The 17,662-nt window shown below is 71.4% G+C and carries 14 protein-coding genes; 5 read left to right on the top strand and 9 right to left on the bottom strand.

Translation table 11 applies throughout. From position 1 onward, the window contains the following. Positions 1-142: 142 nt before the first annotated feature. Entirely contained in the window at positions 143-439 is a 297-nt protein-coding gene (locus IEY93_RS14525; protein WP_189163569.1) for a hypothetical protein, read from the top strand. An 87-nt stretch (positions 440-526) separates the two neighbouring features. Here IEY93_RS14525 and IEY93_RS14520 read toward each other — a convergent pair whose 3' ends face one another. Next, a complete protein-coding gene (locus IEY93_RS14520) occupies positions 527-1,366 on the bottom strand; it encodes a hypothetical protein (protein ID WP_189163568.1) in 840 nt (279 codons plus the stop codon). Positions 1,367-1,584: 218 nt separating this feature from the next. Next, positions 1,585-3,447, bottom strand: coding sequence for an AMP-dependent synthetase/ligase (locus IEY93_RS14515; RefSeq protein ID WP_189163567.1), 1,863 nt, complete (start codon positions 3,445-3,447; stop codon positions 1,585-1,587). Positions 3,448-3,705: 258 nt separating this feature from the next. Here IEY93_RS14515 and IEY93_RS14510 point away from each other — a divergent pair, with 258 nt between their 5' ends. Beyond that, positions 3,706-5,190, top strand: coding sequence for a peptide MFS transporter (locus tag IEY93_RS14510; protein WP_189163566.1), 1,485 nt, complete (start codon positions 3,706-3,708; stop codon positions 5,188-5,190). Positions 5,191-5,208: 18 nt separating this feature from the next. On the opposite strand, the gene yczR is transcribed toward IEY93_RS14510, so the two are convergent. Beyond that, the gene (yczR, locus tag IEY93_RS14505) at positions 5,209-6,666 is read right to left on the bottom strand and encodes a MocR-like transcription factor YczR (protein WP_189163565.1); all 1,458 of its coding nucleotides are present in this window, start codon (positions 6,664-6,666) and stop codon (positions 5,209-5,211) included. 61 nt (positions 6,667-6,727) lie between these two features. On the opposite strand from yczR, the gene yczE reads away from it, so the two are divergent. Together yczE and IEY93_RS14495 are read left to right on the top strand one after the other, a co-directional pair. Further along, the gene (gene yczE, locus IEY93_RS14500) at positions 6,728-7,333 is read left to right on the top strand and encodes a membrane protein YczE (protein ID WP_189163564.1); all 606 of its coding nucleotides are present in this window, start codon (positions 6,728-6,730) and stop codon (positions 7,331-7,333) included. Between the two features lie 91 nt (positions 7,334-7,424). Then, positions 7,425-9,266: a glycoside hydrolase family 15 protein gene (locus IEY93_RS14495; protein WP_189163563.1), complete on the top strand. Its 1,842-nt coding sequence runs from the start codon at positions 7,425-7,427 to the stop codon at positions 9,264-9,266. 18 nt (positions 9,267-9,284) lie between these two features. Here IEY93_RS14495 and IEY93_RS14490 read toward each other — a convergent pair whose 3' ends face one another. Then, the gene (locus IEY93_RS14490; RefSeq protein ID WP_229691128.1) at positions 9,285-10,190 is read right to left on the bottom strand and encodes a hypothetical protein; all 906 of its coding nucleotides are present in this window, start codon (positions 10,188-10,190) and stop codon (positions 9,285-9,287) included. 38 nt (positions 10,191-10,228) lie between these two features. Continuing rightward, positions 10,229-11,155 (bottom strand): S66 peptidase family protein, encoded by a 927-nt coding sequence (locus IEY93_RS14485; protein WP_189163562.1) that lies wholly within the window; start codon positions 11,153-11,155, stop codon positions 10,229-10,231. Between the two features lie 169 nt (positions 11,156-11,324). Between IEY93_RS14485 and IEY93_RS14480 the strand changes: the two genes are divergently transcribed. Beyond that, positions 11,325-12,209 (top strand): sulfotransferase family protein, encoded by an 885-nt coding sequence (locus IEY93_RS14480; RefSeq protein WP_189163561.1) that lies wholly within the window; start codon positions 11,325-11,327, stop codon positions 12,207-12,209. 46 nt (positions 12,210-12,255) lie between these two features. On the opposite strand, the gene IEY93_RS14475 is transcribed toward IEY93_RS14480, so the two are convergent. The 4 genes from IEY93_RS14475 to IEY93_RS14460 all read right to left on the bottom strand — a co-directional run bounded on the left by IEY93_RS14475 (position 12,256) and on the right by IEY93_RS14460 (position 17,280). Beyond that, complete coding sequence (locus tag IEY93_RS14475) at positions 12,256-14,130, bottom strand: ABC transporter ATP-binding protein (protein ID WP_189163560.1); 1,875 nt, start codon at positions 14,128-14,130, stop codon at positions 12,256-12,258. Between the two features lie 161 nt (positions 14,131-14,291). After that, positions 14,292-15,104 (bottom strand): enoyl-CoA hydratase/isomerase family protein, encoded by an 813-nt coding sequence (locus tag IEY93_RS14470; protein ID WP_229691127.1) that lies wholly within the window; start codon positions 15,102-15,104, stop codon positions 14,292-14,294. A gap of 247 nt (positions 15,105-15,351) precedes the next feature. Then, on the bottom strand, positions 15,352-15,567 hold the full coding sequence (locus IEY93_RS14465) for a helix-turn-helix domain-containing protein (RefSeq protein WP_093173121.1): 216 nt from the start codon (positions 15,565-15,567) through the stop codon (positions 15,352-15,354). Between the two features lie 114 nt (positions 15,568-15,681). Beyond that, a complete protein-coding gene (locus tag IEY93_RS14460; protein WP_189163558.1) occupies positions 15,682-17,280 on the bottom strand; it encodes an ABC-F family ATP-binding cassette domain-containing protein in 1,599 nt (532 codons plus the stop codon). Between the last annotated feature and the right edge of the window lie 382 nt (positions 17,281-17,662).

The following is a 17,662-nucleotide window of genomic DNA, read 5'->3' as shown; positions in this document are numbered from 1 at the left end:
GCGCTCCCCCACCCGCCGGCCCCGGCCGAGCCCTGCCGCCACCTCTTCGTACCGGCCGATCTTTGTCGCCCCCCGGGCGTTCTCCAGGAAGGCGTGAGCGCATAGTCTCCCAATAACGACATGGCCGCGGGGAGGCGACCTCTTGAGCAAGCTCACGGACGACGAACGCAGGGATCTGCAGGACATATTGGCCAGCCCCGAGCTGAACGACCCGCGCGTCCACGCCGACCGGGAGGTGGGCCAGCAGCTCGCCGACTTCTTCCGCAAGGACATGCCGGACGTGGACGAGGTCGTGATCGGCCGCATCTTCCTGCGTACGGCGGTCACCATCACCCAGCTCGGCGACGCGGGCATGCCGCTGGAGCAGATCGCCAACATCCTCACGCTGAGCGCCCTGGACCTCACCGCTCTGGAGCTCGCGCGGGAGACCGGTCTGTGAGGCGGCGGGAGTCGCGGTGAACGAGGAACGCCCGGCGCCCGGGGAGTCCGGGCGCCGGGCGTCATCGCACGGCAGATTCGCCGAGGACTAGCGGACGACCTTCACATAGTCGGTCGCCGACGACCCGTACAGGCCGCGCGAGCCCTCGAAGACGACCTTCCATGTACCGGACCAGTAGGCCGGGATCTTCGTGTAGAAGCTCCCGTCCGGGTTGGTCTCGATCGTGTCGACGTACTCCCACTTGCCACCGTGGGCCCGGTGGAAGTACACGTTGATCTTCTGCCAGCCGAGCCAGCGCCAGTTGTGCCAGCGGTGGTCGTCGCGGCAACGGTCGCCGCCCACGACGTAGGCGTCACCGTCCCACCACCAGCCGTCGTAGCACCGGGCCGTCTGCAGCTTGCCCGAGAGCGAGAGCTTGCGGCCCTTCTTGACCGGCTCGGGGCTCGCGTCGAACCCGGTGATCCGCGTGGCACGCGGTCCCTGGTGCGGGCGAGCCTGCACGACCTTGACGAAGAAGGACGAGGTCGCCTTGGCGACGGCGCCGTTCTCACCGGTCGCCACGACGCGGACGAGCCACTTCCCGGCCGGATCGTTCCGGTCCAGGACGATGGTCTTGTCCCACCTCTTCCAGCCCGTGCCGCTACCGGACGCCTTCGCGGCCCCAGGGCAGGGGTTGCAGTCGGGCTGACCGCCCTGCCCTGTGGGGTCGAAGTCGAACTCCACGCTCTCGGCGCCCACGGTCGTGACCGTGGCCGTCACCGAGACGCGATCGCGTCCCTTGATGACCACCGGATCGGGGGTCACCTGGAAGGACTCGATGCTCACCGTGGAACCGGGCGTCTCATCCGCCATCGCCGGTGCCGCCACGCTGAGCGCGGAAGCGCCCATGGCGGCCGCCACCAGAGCGGTGGCGATGCGTTTCATCATGCGGAACTTCCTCTCCCCGTAGAGAAAGGCATCCCAGAGAGGGTGTGCCTACGTCGTAGACTCCACGAGGCCGACAAAAGTTGCACGATGCAAGCTATACGAAACAATATTGTTATATAGAGCTATGTTCCTCTATGTCCGCTTTCGAGATGCATGTCAGAATATTTAGCGGCGTCGCGCCGGATATCGGCCGATTTCCGGCGCGACGCTGGCCGGGCTCAGCTCTGGTACATCTCCTCGATGATGTCGGCGTACCTGGCGTGGACGACGCGGCGCTTGAGCTTGAGGCTCGGAGTGAGTTCGGCGCTCTCGGCGGTCCACTCGACCGGCAGCAGCCGCCACCGCTTCACCTGCTGCACGCGCGCGAGCCGGTCGTTGGCCGCCGCGACGGCCGCCTCCACCTCCTTGAGCACGTCGGGGTGCCCGGCCAGGTCGGCGAGCGAGGAGAACGTGATGCCGCGTGCCGTGGCCCACGCCGGGGCGACCTCGCCGTCCAGGGTGAGGATCGCCACGCAGTACGGCCTGCGGTCGCCGTAGGTGAGCGCCTGCCCGATGAGCGGGTGTTCCTTCAGCAGCCCCTCGGTGTTGGCCGGTGAGATGTTCTCGCCGCCGGCCGTGATGATCAGCTCCTTCTTCCGGTCGACGATGCGCACGTAGCCGTCCTCGTCGATGGAGCCGACGTCGCCGGTGTGCAGCCAGCCGTCGCCGTCGATCAGGTCGGCGGTGGCCTCCGGCCGGCCCAGGTAGCCGGCGGTGTTGGCCGGGCTGCGGGTGAGGATCTCGCCGTCCTCGGCGATGCGCACCTCCACCCCGGGCAGCCGCCGGCCGACCGTGCCGAGCTTGTAGTCCTCGGTGCTGTTGCCGGTGAACGCGCCGCTGGTCTCGGTCATCCCATAGACGTCGACCACGCGCATGCCGAGCCCGGCGAAGAAGCGCTGCACCTCCGGCGGCATCGGGGCCGCCGCGGAGGCCAGCCACAACGCGTTCTCGAAACCGATCATCGCGCGGATGATCGACAGCAGCGCGGCGTCGGCCTGCTCGTAAGCGGCGGCCACCTCCGCGCTCGGCGTGCCGCCGCTCTGGCAGGCCTCGACGTGGGCCAGGCCCGCGGCCATGGCCGCGCGGACCTTCTCCTGCTGCTCTTCGGGCTGGGTGGCGAGCAGCGCCTGCAGCCTGGCCATCATCTTCTCCCAGACGCGTGGCACGCCGAAGAAGAACAGCGGCTTGACCTGGCCGAGCACGGTGCCGAGTTCGGCCAGGTCAGGGCAGAAGTGGACGTGGTAGACCTTGAACAGCGGGATGTACATGCTGAGCACGCGCTCGGCGATGTGGGCGTAGGTCAGGTAGGAGATCTGCGAGCCGTGGTCGGGCAGGCCGGTCAGCCGCACGCTGGTCGTGACCTCGAAGCAGATGTTGGCGTGGGTCAGCGGCACGCCCTTGGGGTTGCCGGTGGTGCCCGAGGTGTACAGGACGGTCAGCACGTCGTCCGCGCCGACCGCCGCGGCGCGGGCCTCGGCGGCGCCGGGGTCGGCGGCCAGTTCCCGCTCGCCGAGCGCGAGGAACTCATCCCAGCTCATGAGCAGGTCGCCGAGCCCCGCGTACCGCTCGTCCCCGGCAAGGGGCGAAAGGACGATGACCTTGCGCAGGCCGGGCAGCTCGCCGAGGATCGGCAGCCAGCGCGCGAGCTCGGCGGCACCCCCGAGCACCGCGATCTTGGCTCCGACGTCCCGGGCGGCGAAGGCGATCTGCTCGGAGGCGAAGGTCGCGTAGATCGAGCACGCGAGCCCGCCGGCGTGGACGGCACCGAGGTCGGCGAGCACGTGCTCGGTGCGGTTGACCATCATCAGCGCGACCGCCTCACCGCGGCCGAGGCCGAGCGCGGCGAAGCCGGAGGCGATGGCGAGCACCCGCCGGCGGGCCTGCGCGTAGGTCAGCGTGGTCCAGCCGTCGCCGGACCGGTCCGAGTAGGCGGGTGCGTCCGGAAAACGGTCCGCCGTCCGTCTGAGCTGTTCACAAATCGTGTGACCGGCGATCTCCTGCTCGATCTCCGCGCGTTCGGCAAGGGCCCGGGGGTCGCCCATTGTGCCTCCAAAGTGCTCACTTACCCGAAGTGGCTTGCATCGCACCACAGGTACTCAACAGCAGACAACCCCTCGGAGTGAGGTGAAAGACACGCGTCCGCTTCGGGCCTGCGGCAAAGGGTCTCGCCATTACGCTCGGAATGCGGCCATCCCCCGGCCACCAGAGCAATAAATCGGACATTAAGCAATAAATCCGGCACACGTCGCGTTGACTTCACGAAGCACGCATCCGACGGGGACACGGTGACGGGGGGACGCATGGCGCAACAGGTCGGCACGCAGACAGAAGAACGCAGGGTCTTCGGGCACCCGCGCGGCATCGTCACCCTCTTCCTCACCGAGATGTGGGAGCGCTTCAGCTTCTACGGGCTGCGGGCCATCCTCTTCTTCTTCCTCGCCGCCACCCTCGCCGACGGCGGCCTCGGGCTGCCCAAGCCGACCGCGACGGCCGTGGTCGGGGTGTACGGCGCGCTGATCTACCTGCTGGCCCTGCCGGGCGGCTGGCTCGCCGACCGGGTGCTCGGCGCCCGGCGCGCCGTGCTGACCGGCGGCGTCGTCATCATGCTCGGCCACATCAGCATGGCGATCCCGGCCGGCGGGCAGGTGTTCGTATGGCTCGGACTCGGGCTCATCGTGGCCGGCACCGGCCTGCTCAAGCCGAACATCTCCACCATGGTCGGCGGCCTGTACGCCGAGGGGGACAACGCCCGCCGCGACGCGGGCTTCTCGATCTTCTACCTCGGGATCAACCTCGGCGCGTTCGCCGCCCCGTACGTGGTGAGCAACCTGGCGGCGGACGGCCGCTGGCACCTCGGCTTCGGCGCCGCCGCGGTCGGCATGGCCATCGGCCTGGCGCAGTACGTCGCCGGGGGACGCCACCTGCGGGGCGCGGGCGAGACACCCGGGCACCGCCTCACCCCCGCCGAGCGGCGGCGCTTCGGGCGGGTGGCGGCGGGCGGGCTGGGCGGCGCGGCGGTGGCGCTGGCCCTGTGGGCCTGGAGCGGCACCTTCACGATCGACCGGTTCACGGTGGTCCTCACCGTCGCGACGATCCTGGTGCCGATCGGCTACTTCGCCTACATCCTGCTCGGGAGCCACAACCTGACCCCGGTCGAGCGGACGAAGATGAAGGCCTACATCTGGCTGTTCGTCGCCGCCGCGATCTTCTGGATGATCTACGACCTGGCCCCCACCGTGCTCAACGACTTCGCGGCCGAGCGCACCGACCTGCGGATGTTCGGGCACTCCATCACCGCCGCGACCACCCAGTCGTTCAACCCGCTGCTCATCATGGTCTTCGTGCCGGTCTTCGCCGCCCTGTGGGTGCGGCTCGGCTCCCGGGTGGGGGCGTCGCAGAAGTTCGCCTTCGGCCTGTTCATGATCGGCGTGAGCTTCGTGGCGATGGCCTTCGCCGCCCAGCTCGCCGAAGCCGGCCGCATCTCGGTCTGGTGGCTGTTCCTGGTGTACCTCATCCAGGTCTTCGGCGAGCTTTCCCTCAGCCCGGTCGGGCTGTCGGTGACCGTGGAGCTGGCCCCGCTGGCGTTCCGCAGCCAGATGCTCGGCGTCTGGTTCCTGTCGTTCGCGGTCGGGGACGCCGTCGGCGGCCAGACGGCGCGCCTGCTGGCGTACATGTCCCAGCCGGCCTACTTCGCGACGCTCGCCGCCATCGCGCTGGCCGCCGCGGCCGTCCTGCTGGCCTTCGCCCGCCGGCTGCGGGTGCTGATGGGCGAGATCACGGCCTGAGCCCGCCGGGCCGCCCGGTCACAGGGCGGGGGTGAGCGGCGGCGTGGCGGGCGGCGGGAAGGCGGGCACCGAGCCGGGGTCGGCCACGGCCCGCGCGGCGGCGGAAAGGCGCGGCACCGCCTCGGCCAGGGCCTGCGGCGGCATGGTGTAGGGCAGGCGAAGATAGCGCTCCAGCGTGCCGTCCACGCCGAACCACGGGCCGGGCGCGAGCCGGACCCCGAGCCCGGCCGCCGCATCGGCGAGCGGGGTGGCCACCGGCGCGTCCAGCCGCACCCACAGCGATCCGCCGCCGCGCGGCTCGGTGAACCGCCACCCGGGCAGTTCGGCGCGCAGCGCCGCGACCAGGACGTCGCGCGAGGCGCCGAGACCGCGGGCGCGCTCGGCCCTGGCCTCCTCGATGCCCTCGAACAGGTGGGTGACCACCAGTTGCTCGAAGATCGGCGTGGCGATGTCGATGCCGGCGCGCAGCACGGCCAGGCGCCGCACCAGCGCGCTGGTGGCGCGGATCCAGCCGATGCGCAGCCCGCCCCACCACAGCTTGGCGGACGACCCGATGCTGATCACCCGGCCGTCGGTGTCGAACGCGGCAAGCGGGCGGACCTGCGACGGCTCGTCGATGGCCAGCTCGGCCCAGCACTCGTCGGTCACCAGGGTCGTGCCGTACCGGCGGGCGGCCTCGACCAGCGCGGCCCGGTCCCCCTCGCCCATCAGCAGGCCCATCGGGTTGTGGAAGTCGGGAACGACATAGGCCAGGCGGGTGGCCGACTGGCGCATCGCCGAGGCCATCAGGCCGACGTCCCAGGTGTCACCGGGGAAGCCGACCGGCACCAGATGGGCGCCGGCCAGCCGGATGGCGTCCAGCACGTGGTGGTAGGTCGGCGACTCGACCAGCACCCGGTCGCCCGGCCCGGCCAGCAGCGTCATGACCAGGTGGATGCCATGCTGGGCCCCGGAGGTGACGAGGATCTGGTCCGGGCGGGTGGCCAGCCCTCGCGCGCTGTAGCGGGCGGCGATCGCCTCGCGCAGCGCCGGCAGGCCCACCGGGTCGTATCCGGCGCCGAGGCCGTGGCGCGGGTAGTCCGCAGCGGCGGCGGCCACCGCGCCGGGCAGCGAGGAGATCGCCGGCGGGGCGGCGCAGTGGAACGGGATCAGCCCGTCGTCGGCGGCGCCGGCCACCCAGGGGTTGTCGACGCCGAGAGCGCCCGGCCCTGGCAGGGCCGTCCAGCTCCCCGAGCCCTGGCGGCTGTCGAGGTACCCCTGCTCGCGCAGCCGGTCGTAGGCGGCGGTCACCGTGGTGCGGCTCACGCCGAGCGCCGCGGCCAGATGCCGCTCGGCCGGCATGCGCACCCGGGTGGCCAGCCGGCCGTCCAGGATGAGCGCCCGCACGCGACCGGCCAGTGCCTTGTAGTACGGGCGCGTGTCCGGCGGCAGGTCGACCGATCGGGCCAGCCATGGCCCACTGACATAACGCTCCATAAGGCCACTTTCTCTGATTGGCCCTTTATCTGCAAGCAATGGCCTGGTGAATTGGTGGGCCATGAGTGAGATCTCCGTGCCCTCGCTGGGCCCGTTCCCGGCCCGTCTGCTGCGCCTGTACGCCGGCCTGTTCCTCTACGGGGCGGGCATCGCGCTCCAGGTGGAGTCCGGGCTGGGCAACGACCCCTGGGACGTCTTCCACCAGGGCCTGTCGGTGCGCTTCGGCTGGTCGATCGGCACCTGGATCATCGTGGTCGGCGCCGCGGTCATGGTCTTCTGGATCCCGCTGAAGCAGCGCCCGGGCATCGGCACGCTGAGCAACGTGCTGTTCCTCGGGCTGTTCGCCGACCTGACGATCTGGCTGCTGCCCACGCCCGGACACCTGCTCGTACGCTGGGCCTATCTGCTGTCGGCCGTCGTGCTGATCGCCGCCGCCACCGGCCTGTACATCGGCGCCGGTCTCGGCCCCGGCCCCCGGGACGGGCTGATGACCGGGCTGCACCGGCTCGGGCTGTCCATCCGCGTGGCGCGCACCCTGGTCGAGCTGATCGTACTGGCCACCGGATGGCTGCTCGGCGGCACCGCCGGGGTGGGCACGATCGTCTTCGCGCTGCTGATCGGCCCGCTCACCCAGTACTTCATGCCGCGCCTGCGCCCCCGCGGCTGACCCGCGTCCGTGGGATCACCGGCTCGGGGACCGCGGATCGCGGGCCGTCGCGAAGTGCGTCGGCGCCGCTCCGGCGTACTAGCGTGACGGCATGCGGATCGAGGACTACGCGCTCATCGGTGACATGCAGTCGGCCGCCCTGGTCGGGCGGAACGGTTCCGTCGACTGGCTGTGCCTGCCCCGTTTCGACTCCCCCGCCTGTTTCGCCTCCCTGCTGGGCGACGAGCGCAACGGCCACTGGTGGATCGGCCCGTCCGGGCCGGGGCCGCGGCTGAGCAGCCGGCGCCGCTACCGGGAGAACACGCTGATCCTGGAGACCGAGTGGGACACCGAGAGCGGCACGGTCCGGGTGACCGACTTCATGCCTCCCCGGCAGGCGAACCCCGACCTGGTGCGCATCGTCGAGTGCGTGGCCGGCACCGTCGAGATGGGCACCCACATCCGCATCCGGTTCGACTACGGCCGCATCGTGCCCTGGGTGCGCCGCACCGACGGCCTGCTGCAGGCCATCGGCGGCCCCGACTCCGTCTGGCTGCACTCCCCGGTGCCGCTGCAGGGCGGTGACTACGCCCACAAGGCGACCTTCCGCGTGTCGGCCGGCGACCGGCTGGCGTTCGTGTTCACCTGGCATCCCTCCCACTCCCCCGCGCCGCACCAGATCGACCCGGAGGCCGAGCTCGCCGAGACCGAGGCCATCTGGACCGAGTGGGTGGCACAGAGCTCCACCCACACCGAGGACCGCTGGCGGGACGCCGTGACCCGCTCGCTGATCACGCTCAAGGCGCTGACCTACGCCCCCACCGGCGGCATCGTGGCCGCGCCCACCACCTCCCTGCCCGAGGACCTCGGCGGCGTCCGCAACTGGGACTACCGCTACTGCTGGCTGCGCGACGCCAGCATGACCCTGGACGCGCTGCTCGGCGCCGGGTACGTCGAGGAGGCCCGCGACTGGCGCGAGTGGCTGCTGCGCGCCATCGCCGGCCGCCCGCAGGACCTGCAGATCATGTACGGCGTGGCCGGCGAGCGCCGGCTGCCGGAGATGGAGCTGCCCTGGCTGGAGGGCTACGAGGAGTCGCGCCCGGTGCGCCTGGGCAACGCCGCCGTCGACCAGCTCCAGCTCGACGTGTACGGCGAGGTGATGAACTGCCTCTACCTGGCCCGCGCCTCGGGGCTGCTGGCCATCTCGCGCACCTGGGCGATCCAGCGGTCGCTGATGGACTTTCTGGAGTCGCACTGGGACGAGCCGGACGAGGGATTGTGGGAGGTCCGCGGGCCGCGCCGGCACTTCGTCCACTCCAAGGTGATGGCCTGGGTCGCCACCGACCGGGTGATCCGCCAGGTGGAGCGGTTCGGCCAGCACGGGCCGCTCGACCGCTGGCGGGCGCTGCGCGAGCGCATCCACGCCGAGATCCTGGAGAAGGGCTACGACCCCGAGCGCAACACCTTCACCCAGTCCTACGGGTCCGCCGAGCTGGACGCCTCGCTGCTGCTGATCCCGCAGACCGGGTTCCTGCCGCCGCACGACCCGCGGGTCACCGGCACGATCGACGCGATCGAGCGCGAGCTGATGGCCGACGGCTTCGTGCTGCGCTATCCGATCGCCCAGGAGAACTCCGTGGACGGCCTGACCGGCGGTGAGGGGGCGTTCCTGGCGTGCAGCTTCTGGCTGGCCGAGGCCCGGGCGATGGTGGGCAGGCGCAAGGAGGCCGTCGAGCTGTTCGAGAAACTGCTGTCGCTGCGCAACGACGTGGGGCTGCTGGCCGAAGAGTACGACCCGCGCTACGAGCGGCTGGTGGGCAACTTCCCGCAGGCGTTCAGCCACGTCCCGCTGATCCACACCGCGCACACCCTGACCCGGCCCGGCTGCACCCCCCGGTACACCGAGATCCTCGGCGGCGAGCGCGAGCAGGAGCAGGACGGCGAGCGGGCCTGAGCAGGGCGCCCGGCCGCTCTAGCGGCCGCGGGCCAGGGCGGCGAGCAACTGGGCGAAGTCGGGGGGCGGAGCGACGACCAGCCGGCGCTGGCCGTTCTGCACGACCAGGTCGGCCTGGATGCGGGTGAGCCGGCCGTCGTGCCACCAGTACACGTGCGGGCTGAGCCCGTCGTCGGCCGCGCCGTGCTCACGGCGGGCCAGCAGCCACAGCCGCTCGATCGCCCGCATCACCGACAGGCCGTCGATGGGGTGGACCACCATCTCACCGGGCCGGGGAAGCGCGACGATCAGCCCGTCCGGGGAGACCACCAGGTAGCGCCCGATCGCGCGCAGGTGGACGGCCGCGCCGGCCGGCGAGCCGGTCAGCGCGTAGGCGGTGATGCCGTCCAGGTCCAGGCGCTCGGCGGTCAGCCGTTCGTCGGCGAGCACGTTGCCCGTGGCCTCCTCCAGCGCCTGGGCCGGGGAGACCGGCCAGCAGAACGCCTCCTCGGGCCGCACCGGACGGCCCGACACGGTGAGGACCTCGATGAGGTCGGGGCCGAGATGCCGGCCGATCAGCCGGGAGGGATCATCGGCCATCCCGTCGGCGGGCACCACGGCCGTGCGCAGCAGCCCCTTGATCTGGTCGTGGTCGCACACGTCGGGCAGGTCGTGCGGCCGGGCCACCGTGCGTGCCAGGTGCCCGGAGACCAGCATCGGCCAGTCCTCGCGGGAGCGCCGCCCGGCCTCGCGGCGCAGGCCTGAAAGCCGCACGGTGACCTGCCGGGGGCCGGACAGCGCGAGCGTGGCGCCGTCGTCCCGGAACGCGGGAACGTAGCCCAGGCTCTCGGCCACCAGTTCGAGCAGGGAGTCGAGGTCGGCGTCCTCGGTGGATCGCCGCGCCGCGGCGGCCCGCCGGTCCCGGTACCGCCTGAACACGCCCACGCGTGGCTCCCAACTGCCGGTGATCCCCTGACCTGGGCCTACAGTGCCGTGGCCGGGTCGCGGAACAGGCAAGTCAAAGAGCACGATTCGGTATCAATGACCGCATCCGCCCCCATCCAGGCGGTGTACTGCGGCGTACCGTGACCGATCGGCACTCCGGCGATCATGGGAACGCCGAGCGGGGCGAGCCGGTCGACCAGCACCGGCATCACCTCTCCGCAGTCGACCCACGAACCGAGCACGATGCCGAGGGCGCCGGTCAGGCAGCCGGTCTGCAGGAGCTGGGTCAGCATGCGGTCGACGCGGTAGGGCTCCTCGCCGACGTCCTCCAGCAGCACGATGTGCCCCTGGGCGCGCATGGCGTACGGGGTGCCGCACAGTGCCGCCAGCAGCGCCAGATTGCCGCCGGTGAGCGGCCCTTCGGCGTGCCCGGGGGCGATGACCACCTCGCCGGTCACCGGGTCGGGCATCTCGCTCTCGAACAGCGACGCGCGCAGGTGGGCGAGGCTGCCCTCCTCCGGCCCGCCCGGGTCGCCCAGGATCGCGCTGGCGGGCATCGGGCCGAAGCAGCTCGCCACGCCGAGCCTGGTGGCGAAGGCCTGGTGCAGCGCGGTGATGTCGCTCGACCCGAGCAGGATCTTGGGCCGGGCGGCGGCCATGGCCGGCCAGTCGAGCAGGTCGAGCAGCCGGGTCGCCCCGTACCCGCCGCGGGCGCAGATCACCGCCCGCACGTCCGGGTCGCACCAGGCCTCCTGCAGGTCGGCCGCCCGGCCGGCGTCCGACCCGGCCAGGTAGCCCCGCCGGTTGAGCACCCGGGGCATGACCACCACGTCCAGGCCGAGCTCGGTGAGCACCTGGCGGCCCCGCGCCAGGCGCACCGGGTCGACCGGCCCGGACGGCGCGACGACGGCCACCCGGTCGCCGCGGTGGAGCCGGCCCGGGACCCACAGCCGCCTGTCCTTCATCGCCCGCCTCCTGCCCGTGGGATTTCCTGGTACTTGGCCCCCGAAAACCGTGAATGTCCGGAAAACGTCGCTGTTGTGAGTACGCTTACCCCGGCGACGCCCTGTACCACCGACGGGCGGGCGTAGCCGGTTCGTTCACCTCGCAAAGGGTGTCAGACTGTCCTCACTTATGCGACCCCCGACCCACATCCTCGTGGTCAACGGCATCAAGGTCCGCAGGCCGGTGTTCGTCCTGGGCGCCCCGCACTCCGGCACGGACCTGCTGGGGCGTGCGCTGAAACGCTCCCCGGGCTTCCACGTCACCATGGGCCGGGCCTCGGTGGCCCACGTCGTCTACGCCTTCGCCCGCCGTCCGTCGATCATGCGCAGGAAGGGCGGCGGCGCGGTGCGGGTGCTGCGCGACGCGCTGGCCGAGGCGTGGCAGATCGTGCCGGGGGCGTGCGCCGAGTGCCCGGCGGCCTGCCGCGAGGCCGGGGCGGTCACCGGCGGCGGGCCGTGCGTCGCCCCCGGCGGCGTCGTCCGGTTCGGCGATGCCGGCCCCGACCTGCTGTACAGCGCGCCGGTGCTGCTGCAGGCGTTCCCCGACGCCCGGTTCGTCCAGCTGATCCGCGACGGCCGGGACGTCGCGGCCGACATGCTCGCCGACCGCGCCGCCATGGGCCTGTTCCGCACCAGCATGCTGAGCGACGAGACCGAGTTCCCCAACCCGTTCCTCGGGGTCAACTCCGTCGAGCACCGCGACAGGTGGGCGGCGATGCGATCGGCGGGCAAGTGCGCCCTGCGCTGGCGCAGCGCCGTACGGCTGAGCGCCGCGCTCCGCCAGGAGATGCCCGCGGACCAGCTCCTCACGCTGCGCTACGAGGAGATGGCCGCCGCTCCGGACCGCACGATCGCCACGGTCTCGGAGTTCCTGGAGAGCCGGGTCTCCAAGGTCGCGCTGTACAGCGCGTCGGCCCCCAAGGTGGGCGCGTGGCGGTCGCGGCTGCGGCCCGAGGAGGCCGAGCTGGTAGAGAAGATCGCCAAGGACGAGCTGACCCGGCTCGGCTACCTGTGACCGGCCCGCCCCGAACGCAGGGCTCGCGAACGGGGCGGCGCGGCGGTCAGCGCTGGTGCTCGAACTGCGTGCGGTAGAGCTCGGCGTAGGCGCCGCCCGCGGCGAGCAGGTCCTCGTGCCGGCCGCGCTCGACCACCTGGCCGTCCTGGACGACCAGGATCTCGTCGGCCTCGCGGATGGTGGACAGCCGGTGCGCGATGACCAGTGAGGTGCGGCCGGACAGCGCGGTCTTCAGCGCCTCCTGCACGGCGGCCTCCGACTCGGAGTCCAGGTGGGCGGTGGCCTCGTCCAGCACGACCACCCGCGGCGCCTTGAGCAGCAGCCGGGCCAGCGCGATGCGCTGCTTCTCCCCGCCGGACAGCCGGTAGCCGCGGTCGCCGACGACGGTGTCCAGCCCGTCGGGCAGCGCCTGGACCAGCTCGGAGATCTGCGCCGCGCGCAGGGCCTCCCAGATCTCCTCGTCGGCCGCGCCGGGCCGGGCGTAGCGCAGGTTGGCCGCGATGGTGTCGTGGAACAGGTGGGCGTCCTGCATGACGACGCCGACCGTGTCGCGCAGCGAGGCCAGGGTGGCGTCGCGCACGTCCAGGTCGTTGACGCGCACCGCGCCGCCGGTCACGTCGTACAGCCGGGACACCAGCGAGGTGATCGTCGTCTTGCCCGCCCCCGAGGGCCCCACCAGCGCGATCAGCTGGCCCGGCCGCGCGGTGAAGGTGACCCCCTTGAGGACCTCCTGGCTCGGGCCGGTGTCGGGCCGGGCGACCGACTCCAGGGAGGCCAGGGAGACCTCCTCGGCCGCCGGGTAGCGGAACTGGACGTCGTCGAACTCGATGGTGACCGGCCCCTCGGGCAGCGGCCGGGCACCGGCGCGCTCGGCGACCATGGGCCGCAGGTCCAGCACCTCGAAGACCCGGTCGAAGCTCACCAGGGCGGTCATCACGTCGACGTGGACGTTGGAGAGGCTGGTCAGCGGCCCGTACAGGCGCATGAGCATCGCCGCCAGTGCGACCAGCGTGCCGAGCGGGAAGGCGCCGTCCACCACCAGCACGCCGCCCGCGCCGTACACCAGTGCGGTGGCGAGCGCGGCGACCAGGCCGAGGGCGACGCGGAACACCGTGCCGTACATGCCGACCGTGATGCCGACGTCGCGCACCCGGCCCGCCCGCTCGCCGAAGTACGCCGCCTCGTCGTCCGGGCGGCCGTACAGCTTGGCGACCATGGCCCCGGCGACGTTGAACCGCTCGGTCATCACCGAGCTCATCTCGGCGTCGAGCTGCATCTGCTCCCGGGTGAGCCCGGACATGCGCCGCCCGACGTAGCGGGCCGGGAAGATGAAGATCGGCAGCAGCACCAGGGCGACCAGGGTGACCTGCCACGACAGGATCAGCATGGCGCCGAGCACCATGATCAGGCTGACCACGTTGGACACCACGGACGACAGGGTGCTGGTGATGGCGCGCTGCGCGCCGATGACGTCGCTGTTGAGCCGGGAGACCAGCGCGCCGGTCTGGGCGCGCATGAAGAACGCCACCGGCATGCGCTGGACGTGGTCGAAGACCTCGGTGCGCAGGTCGAAGATCAGCCCTTCGCCGATGCGGGAGGAGAACCACCGCTGGGCCAGGCCGAGCCCGGCGTCCACCACGGCCAGGGCCGCGATGACCAGCGACAGCATCACCACGACATCGGGACGGCGCGGGATGATGCCGGCGTCGATGATCGCCTTGAGCAGCAGCGGGTTGGCGATCACGATGACCGCGTCCAGCACGACCAGCGCCAGGAAGGCCGAGATCTGCCAGCGGTAGGGCCGGGCGTACCTCGCGATGCGCGGCACGGTGCCCGGGGTCAGCCGCTCCTTGGTCACGGAGCTGTCCCGGCGCAGGGACCGCATCACCTGGGGGCCGTATCCCCCGCCCAGCATGGTCATCGTGGTGGCTCGCCGATCCTCTCCCCGAGCGTGGCCCGGGATGTTCCCCCGGGGCTCTGTCTCCCGCTGAGCAAGGGAAGCGGCCTGGTGATTCCCCGGTCAGCTCACGGCGAACGATCATCCGCCTCCGGCGGCCGGACGCCTCGTCCCCGCCCGGCGGTCTACCCCCCGTCCACGGCGCCGCGAAACAGCGCCCTGACCCGGACGGCCTGCGCGGCCCGCTCGGCCGCCGCCTGCTCCTCGATCGTATGGTGCGCGGCCTGCTGCAGCAGCCGCTTGGTCGCCGCCGCGGCGGCCCGGTCGGTCGCCAGCAGCGCCGTTGCGAGCTCCCGCGTCGCGGCCCGCAGCTCCCCGGCCGGGACGACCCGCTCGGCCAGGCCGATGCGCGCCGCCTCACCGGCGTCCACCACACGCGCGGTCAGGCAGATCTCCACGGCCCTGGACAGGCCCACCAGGTCGACGAGCGGCTTGGTGCCGGTCAGGTCGGGCACCAGCCCGAGTGCCGGCTCCTTCATGCACAGCTTGGCATCCTCGGCGAGAATCCGCAGGTCACAGGCGAGGGCAAGCTGGAAGCCCGCTCCGATCGCATGCCCCTGCACCGCGGCCACCGACACGATGCCGGGGTCGCGCAGCCACAGGAAACCCTGCTGGAACTCCTTGACGTGCCGCTCGAAGGTCTCATCGTCGAGCACGGCCTCCGCCGCGAACGACCCCTGCCCGGGGACACCCTCGGGTGTGAACATCCGCAGGTCGATGCCGGCTGAGAAGGACGGCCCCTCGCCTCGGACCACGACGACACGCACCTGTTCCGGCAGCGTTCTGCCGATCTCGGCCAGAGCGGACCAGGTGGCGAACGTTTGTGCGTTCCGCCTCTCCGGCCGGTCCAGTGTGATCGTCGCGATCTCGCCGTCCACCTCGAAGCGCAGACCGATCTCCGCGAATCGTTCACTCTCAGGGGCTCCTGCGCCTGGCACGCCGCGCACTCCGCCGGCGCGCGAAGACGCCCGCTGTGTGCCCGGCCCGGCCTCGTCGCTCACCGAGACCTCCGCCGCGTTCCCCCCTGTCTCCGCCACCGCCATCGCACGCTCCGCCCATGGGTCACAGTCCCGTCTCGCCCGAACCCGATGCAGGTTCCAGAACGAGATTCTACCGGCGCGGGCGGGACGGGCTTCGGCTGAACGGGACGAGCGGCTGCGGTCGCGCGTGCCCCCGAGACGTCCGCTAGCGCTTGGACTTGCCCCGGGTGGCTCCGCCGCGCCCGCGCAGAGTCACGCCGGACTCGCTGAGGATGCGGTGGATGAACCCATATGACCGGCCGGTCGAAGCGGCGAGCGCACGGATGCTCTCACCCGCGGCATACCGCTTCTTGAGATCGGCGGCCAGTTTTTCACGGTCGGCCCCGGTCACCCGGGTGCCCTTCTTGAGCGTCTCGGCCACGAGTACCTCCTGTAGTGCCAGACTTCCGCAGCGTTACTCACGCCATGATCAGTCATTTCAGCCGGATCGGCTACCTACTCCATGGGAAAAGATCCGTACCCGCTCAAATTAAGATCAGGCAAGTGCCACAAGATCGGAAAATTCATCGCTCCAAGCGTCTTCGACTCCGTCTGGTAGCAAGATCACCCTATCTGGCTGCAGCGCCTCAACAGCGCCCTCATCGTGAGTAACAAGGACAATTGCCCCCGAATAGGACCTTAGCGCGGAAAGCACCTGGTCGCGGCTCAAGGGATCGAGGTTGTTCGTGGGCTCGTCCAGCAGCAGGACGTTGGCGCTCGAGAGCACCAGCGTGGCCAGGGCCAGCCGGGTCTTCTCCCCGCCGGACAGCACGCCCGCCGGCTTGTCGGCGTCGTCCCCGGAGAACAGGAACGAGCCGAGCACCTTGCGCAGCGCCACGTCGGGCACGTCGGGACCGGCCGAGCGCATGTTCTCCAGCACGCTGCGCGCGGGATCCAGCGTCTCGTGCTCCTGCGCGTAGTAGCCGAGCTTGAGGCCGTGACCGGGCCGGACCTCCCCGGAGTCGGGCTTCTCCAGGCCGCCCAGCATGCGCAGCAGCGTGGTCTTGCCCGCTCCGTTGAGGCCGAGCACGACGACCCGGCTGCCGCGGTCGACCGCGGCGTCGACGTCGGTGAAGACCTCCAGCGAGCCGTAGGACTTCGACAGGCCGGTGGCCGTCAGCGGAGTGCGCCCGCACGGCGCGGGATCGGGGAAGCGCAGCTTGGCCACCTTGTCCGAGCGGCGCTCCTCCTCCACGCCCGCCAGCAGACGCCGGGCCCGGCGCTCCATGTCCTGCGCGGCCTTGGCCTTGGTGGCCTTGGCGCGCATGCGGTCGGCCTGCGAGAGCAACTGGGACGCCTGGCGCTCGGCGTTGGCGCGCTCGCGCTTCCTGCGCCGCTCATCGCTCTCGCGCTGGGCCAGATAGGTGGTCCAGCCGACGTTGTAGGTGTCGATGACGCAGCGGTTGGCGTCGAGGTGCAGGACACGGTTGACCGTCGCTTCAAGAAGCCCGACATCGTGGCTGATAATGATCAAACCGCCCTGGTGAGATCGTAAAAAATCACGAAGCCACCCGATTGAGTCCGCATCGAGGTGGTTTGTCGGCTCGTCGAGCAGGAGAGTCTCCGCTCCGGAGAACAGGATGCGGGCCAGTTCCACCCGCCTGCGCTGGCCGCCGGACAGCGTCTGCAGGGGTTGCGCGAGCACGCGGTCGGGCAGGCCCAGGCTGGAGGCGATCGAGGCGGCCTCCGACTCGGCGGAGTACCCCCCGAGGACGTGCAGGCGGTCCTCCAGGCGGCCGTACGCGCGCACCGCCCGGTCGCGCACCCGCAAGTCGTCGGAGGCCATGCCGACCTCCGCCTCGCGCAGCTCGCGCAGCACCTCGTCCAGGCCGCGGGCCGAGAGGATGCGGTCGCGGGCGAGCACCGAGAGATCTCCGGTGCGGGGGTCCTGCGGGAGGTAGCCGACGCTGCCGGTGGTGGTCACGGTGCCGGTGGCCGGCAGGCCCTCACCCGCGAGCACCTTGGTCAGCGTGGTCTTGCCCGCCCCGTTGCGGCCCACCAGGCCGATCTTGTCGCCGGGATTGACCCGGAAGCTCGCCCCCTCGATGAGCAGGCGGGAACCGGCGCGCAGTTCGATGTCGGAGGCGATGATCATGATGAGGGAACACTCCCAGAGCGGGGAACAAGGTCGAAGGACGTGCTGTCGGTGGATACCGGAATGCGGCAGGGCGGCCACGTGGCTCGGCCCTCTTCGTGAGTGCGCCGATCAGTCGGGAGTGCGCATGAGTCCTAGTGTACGGGTAGCCCCCGCCCGCGGTTGATGCCGTTTCCCGGCTCACGAGCGGCTTCACCCTCGCCAGGGCCCTCCATCCCGGACGGCGGCGGCATCCGCGGCGCCTCCTGAGTCCGCCCAGCGGACCGAAAGGTCTCCCCTCCCCCGCCTTGCTCGCGAAGAAGCGATGGGGACGAGCAGACGGGGAGGGTGAGAATGCCCGCACGCAGCGCTCGCCTGGGCGGGCGGCGGGTCCGGTACTGTC

It is taken from the genome of Sphaerisporangium melleum (assembly GCF_014646695.1).
Classification (GTDB): Bacteria; Actinomycetota; Actinomycetes; order Streptosporangiales; family Streptosporangiaceae; genus Sphaerisporangium; species Sphaerisporangium melleum.
Note: the sequence above shows the minus strand (reverse complement) of the source record. Positions and strands in the feature narration are given on the sequence as shown.

Excerpts from the sequence above, each read along its gene's own strand:
- IEY93_RS14520 (WP_189163568.1), bottom strand. The coding sequence starts at position 1,366 with ATGATGAAACGCATCGCCACCGCTCTGGTGGCGGCCGCCATGGGCGCT.
- IEY93_RS14515 (WP_189163567.1), bottom strand. The coding sequence starts at position 3,447 with ATGGGCGACCCCCGGGCCCTTGCCGAACGCGCGGAGATCGAGCAGGAG.
- IEY93_RS14510 (WP_189163566.1), top strand. The coding sequence starts at position 3,706 with ATGGCGCAACAGGTCGGCACGCAGACAGAAGAACGCAGGGTCTTCGGG.
- yczR (WP_189163565.1), bottom strand. The coding sequence starts at position 6,666 with ATGGAGCGTTATGTCAGTGGGCCATGGCTGGCCCGATCGGTCGACCTG.
- yczE (WP_189163564.1), top strand. The coding sequence starts at position 6,728 with ATGAGTGAGATCTCCGTGCCCTCGCTGGGCCCGTTCCCGGCCCGTCTG.
- IEY93_RS14495 (WP_189163563.1), top strand. The coding sequence starts at position 7,425 with ATGCGGATCGAGGACTACGCGCTCATCGGTGACATGCAGTCGGCCGCC.
- IEY93_RS14485 (WP_189163562.1), bottom strand. The coding sequence starts at position 11,155 with ATGAAGGACAGGCGGCTGTGGGTCCCGGGCCGGCTCCACCGCGGCGAC.
- IEY93_RS14480 (WP_189163561.1), top strand. The coding sequence starts at position 11,325 with ATGCGACCCCCGACCCACATCCTCGTGGTCAACGGCATCAAGGTCCGC.
- IEY93_RS14475 (WP_189163560.1), bottom strand. The coding sequence starts at position 14,130 with ATGACCATGCTGGGCGGGGGATACGGCCCCCAGGTGATGCGGTCCCTG.
- IEY93_RS14460 (WP_189163558.1), bottom strand. The coding sequence starts at position 17,280 with ATGATCATCGCCTCCGACATCGAACTGCGCGCCGGTTCCCGCCTGCTC.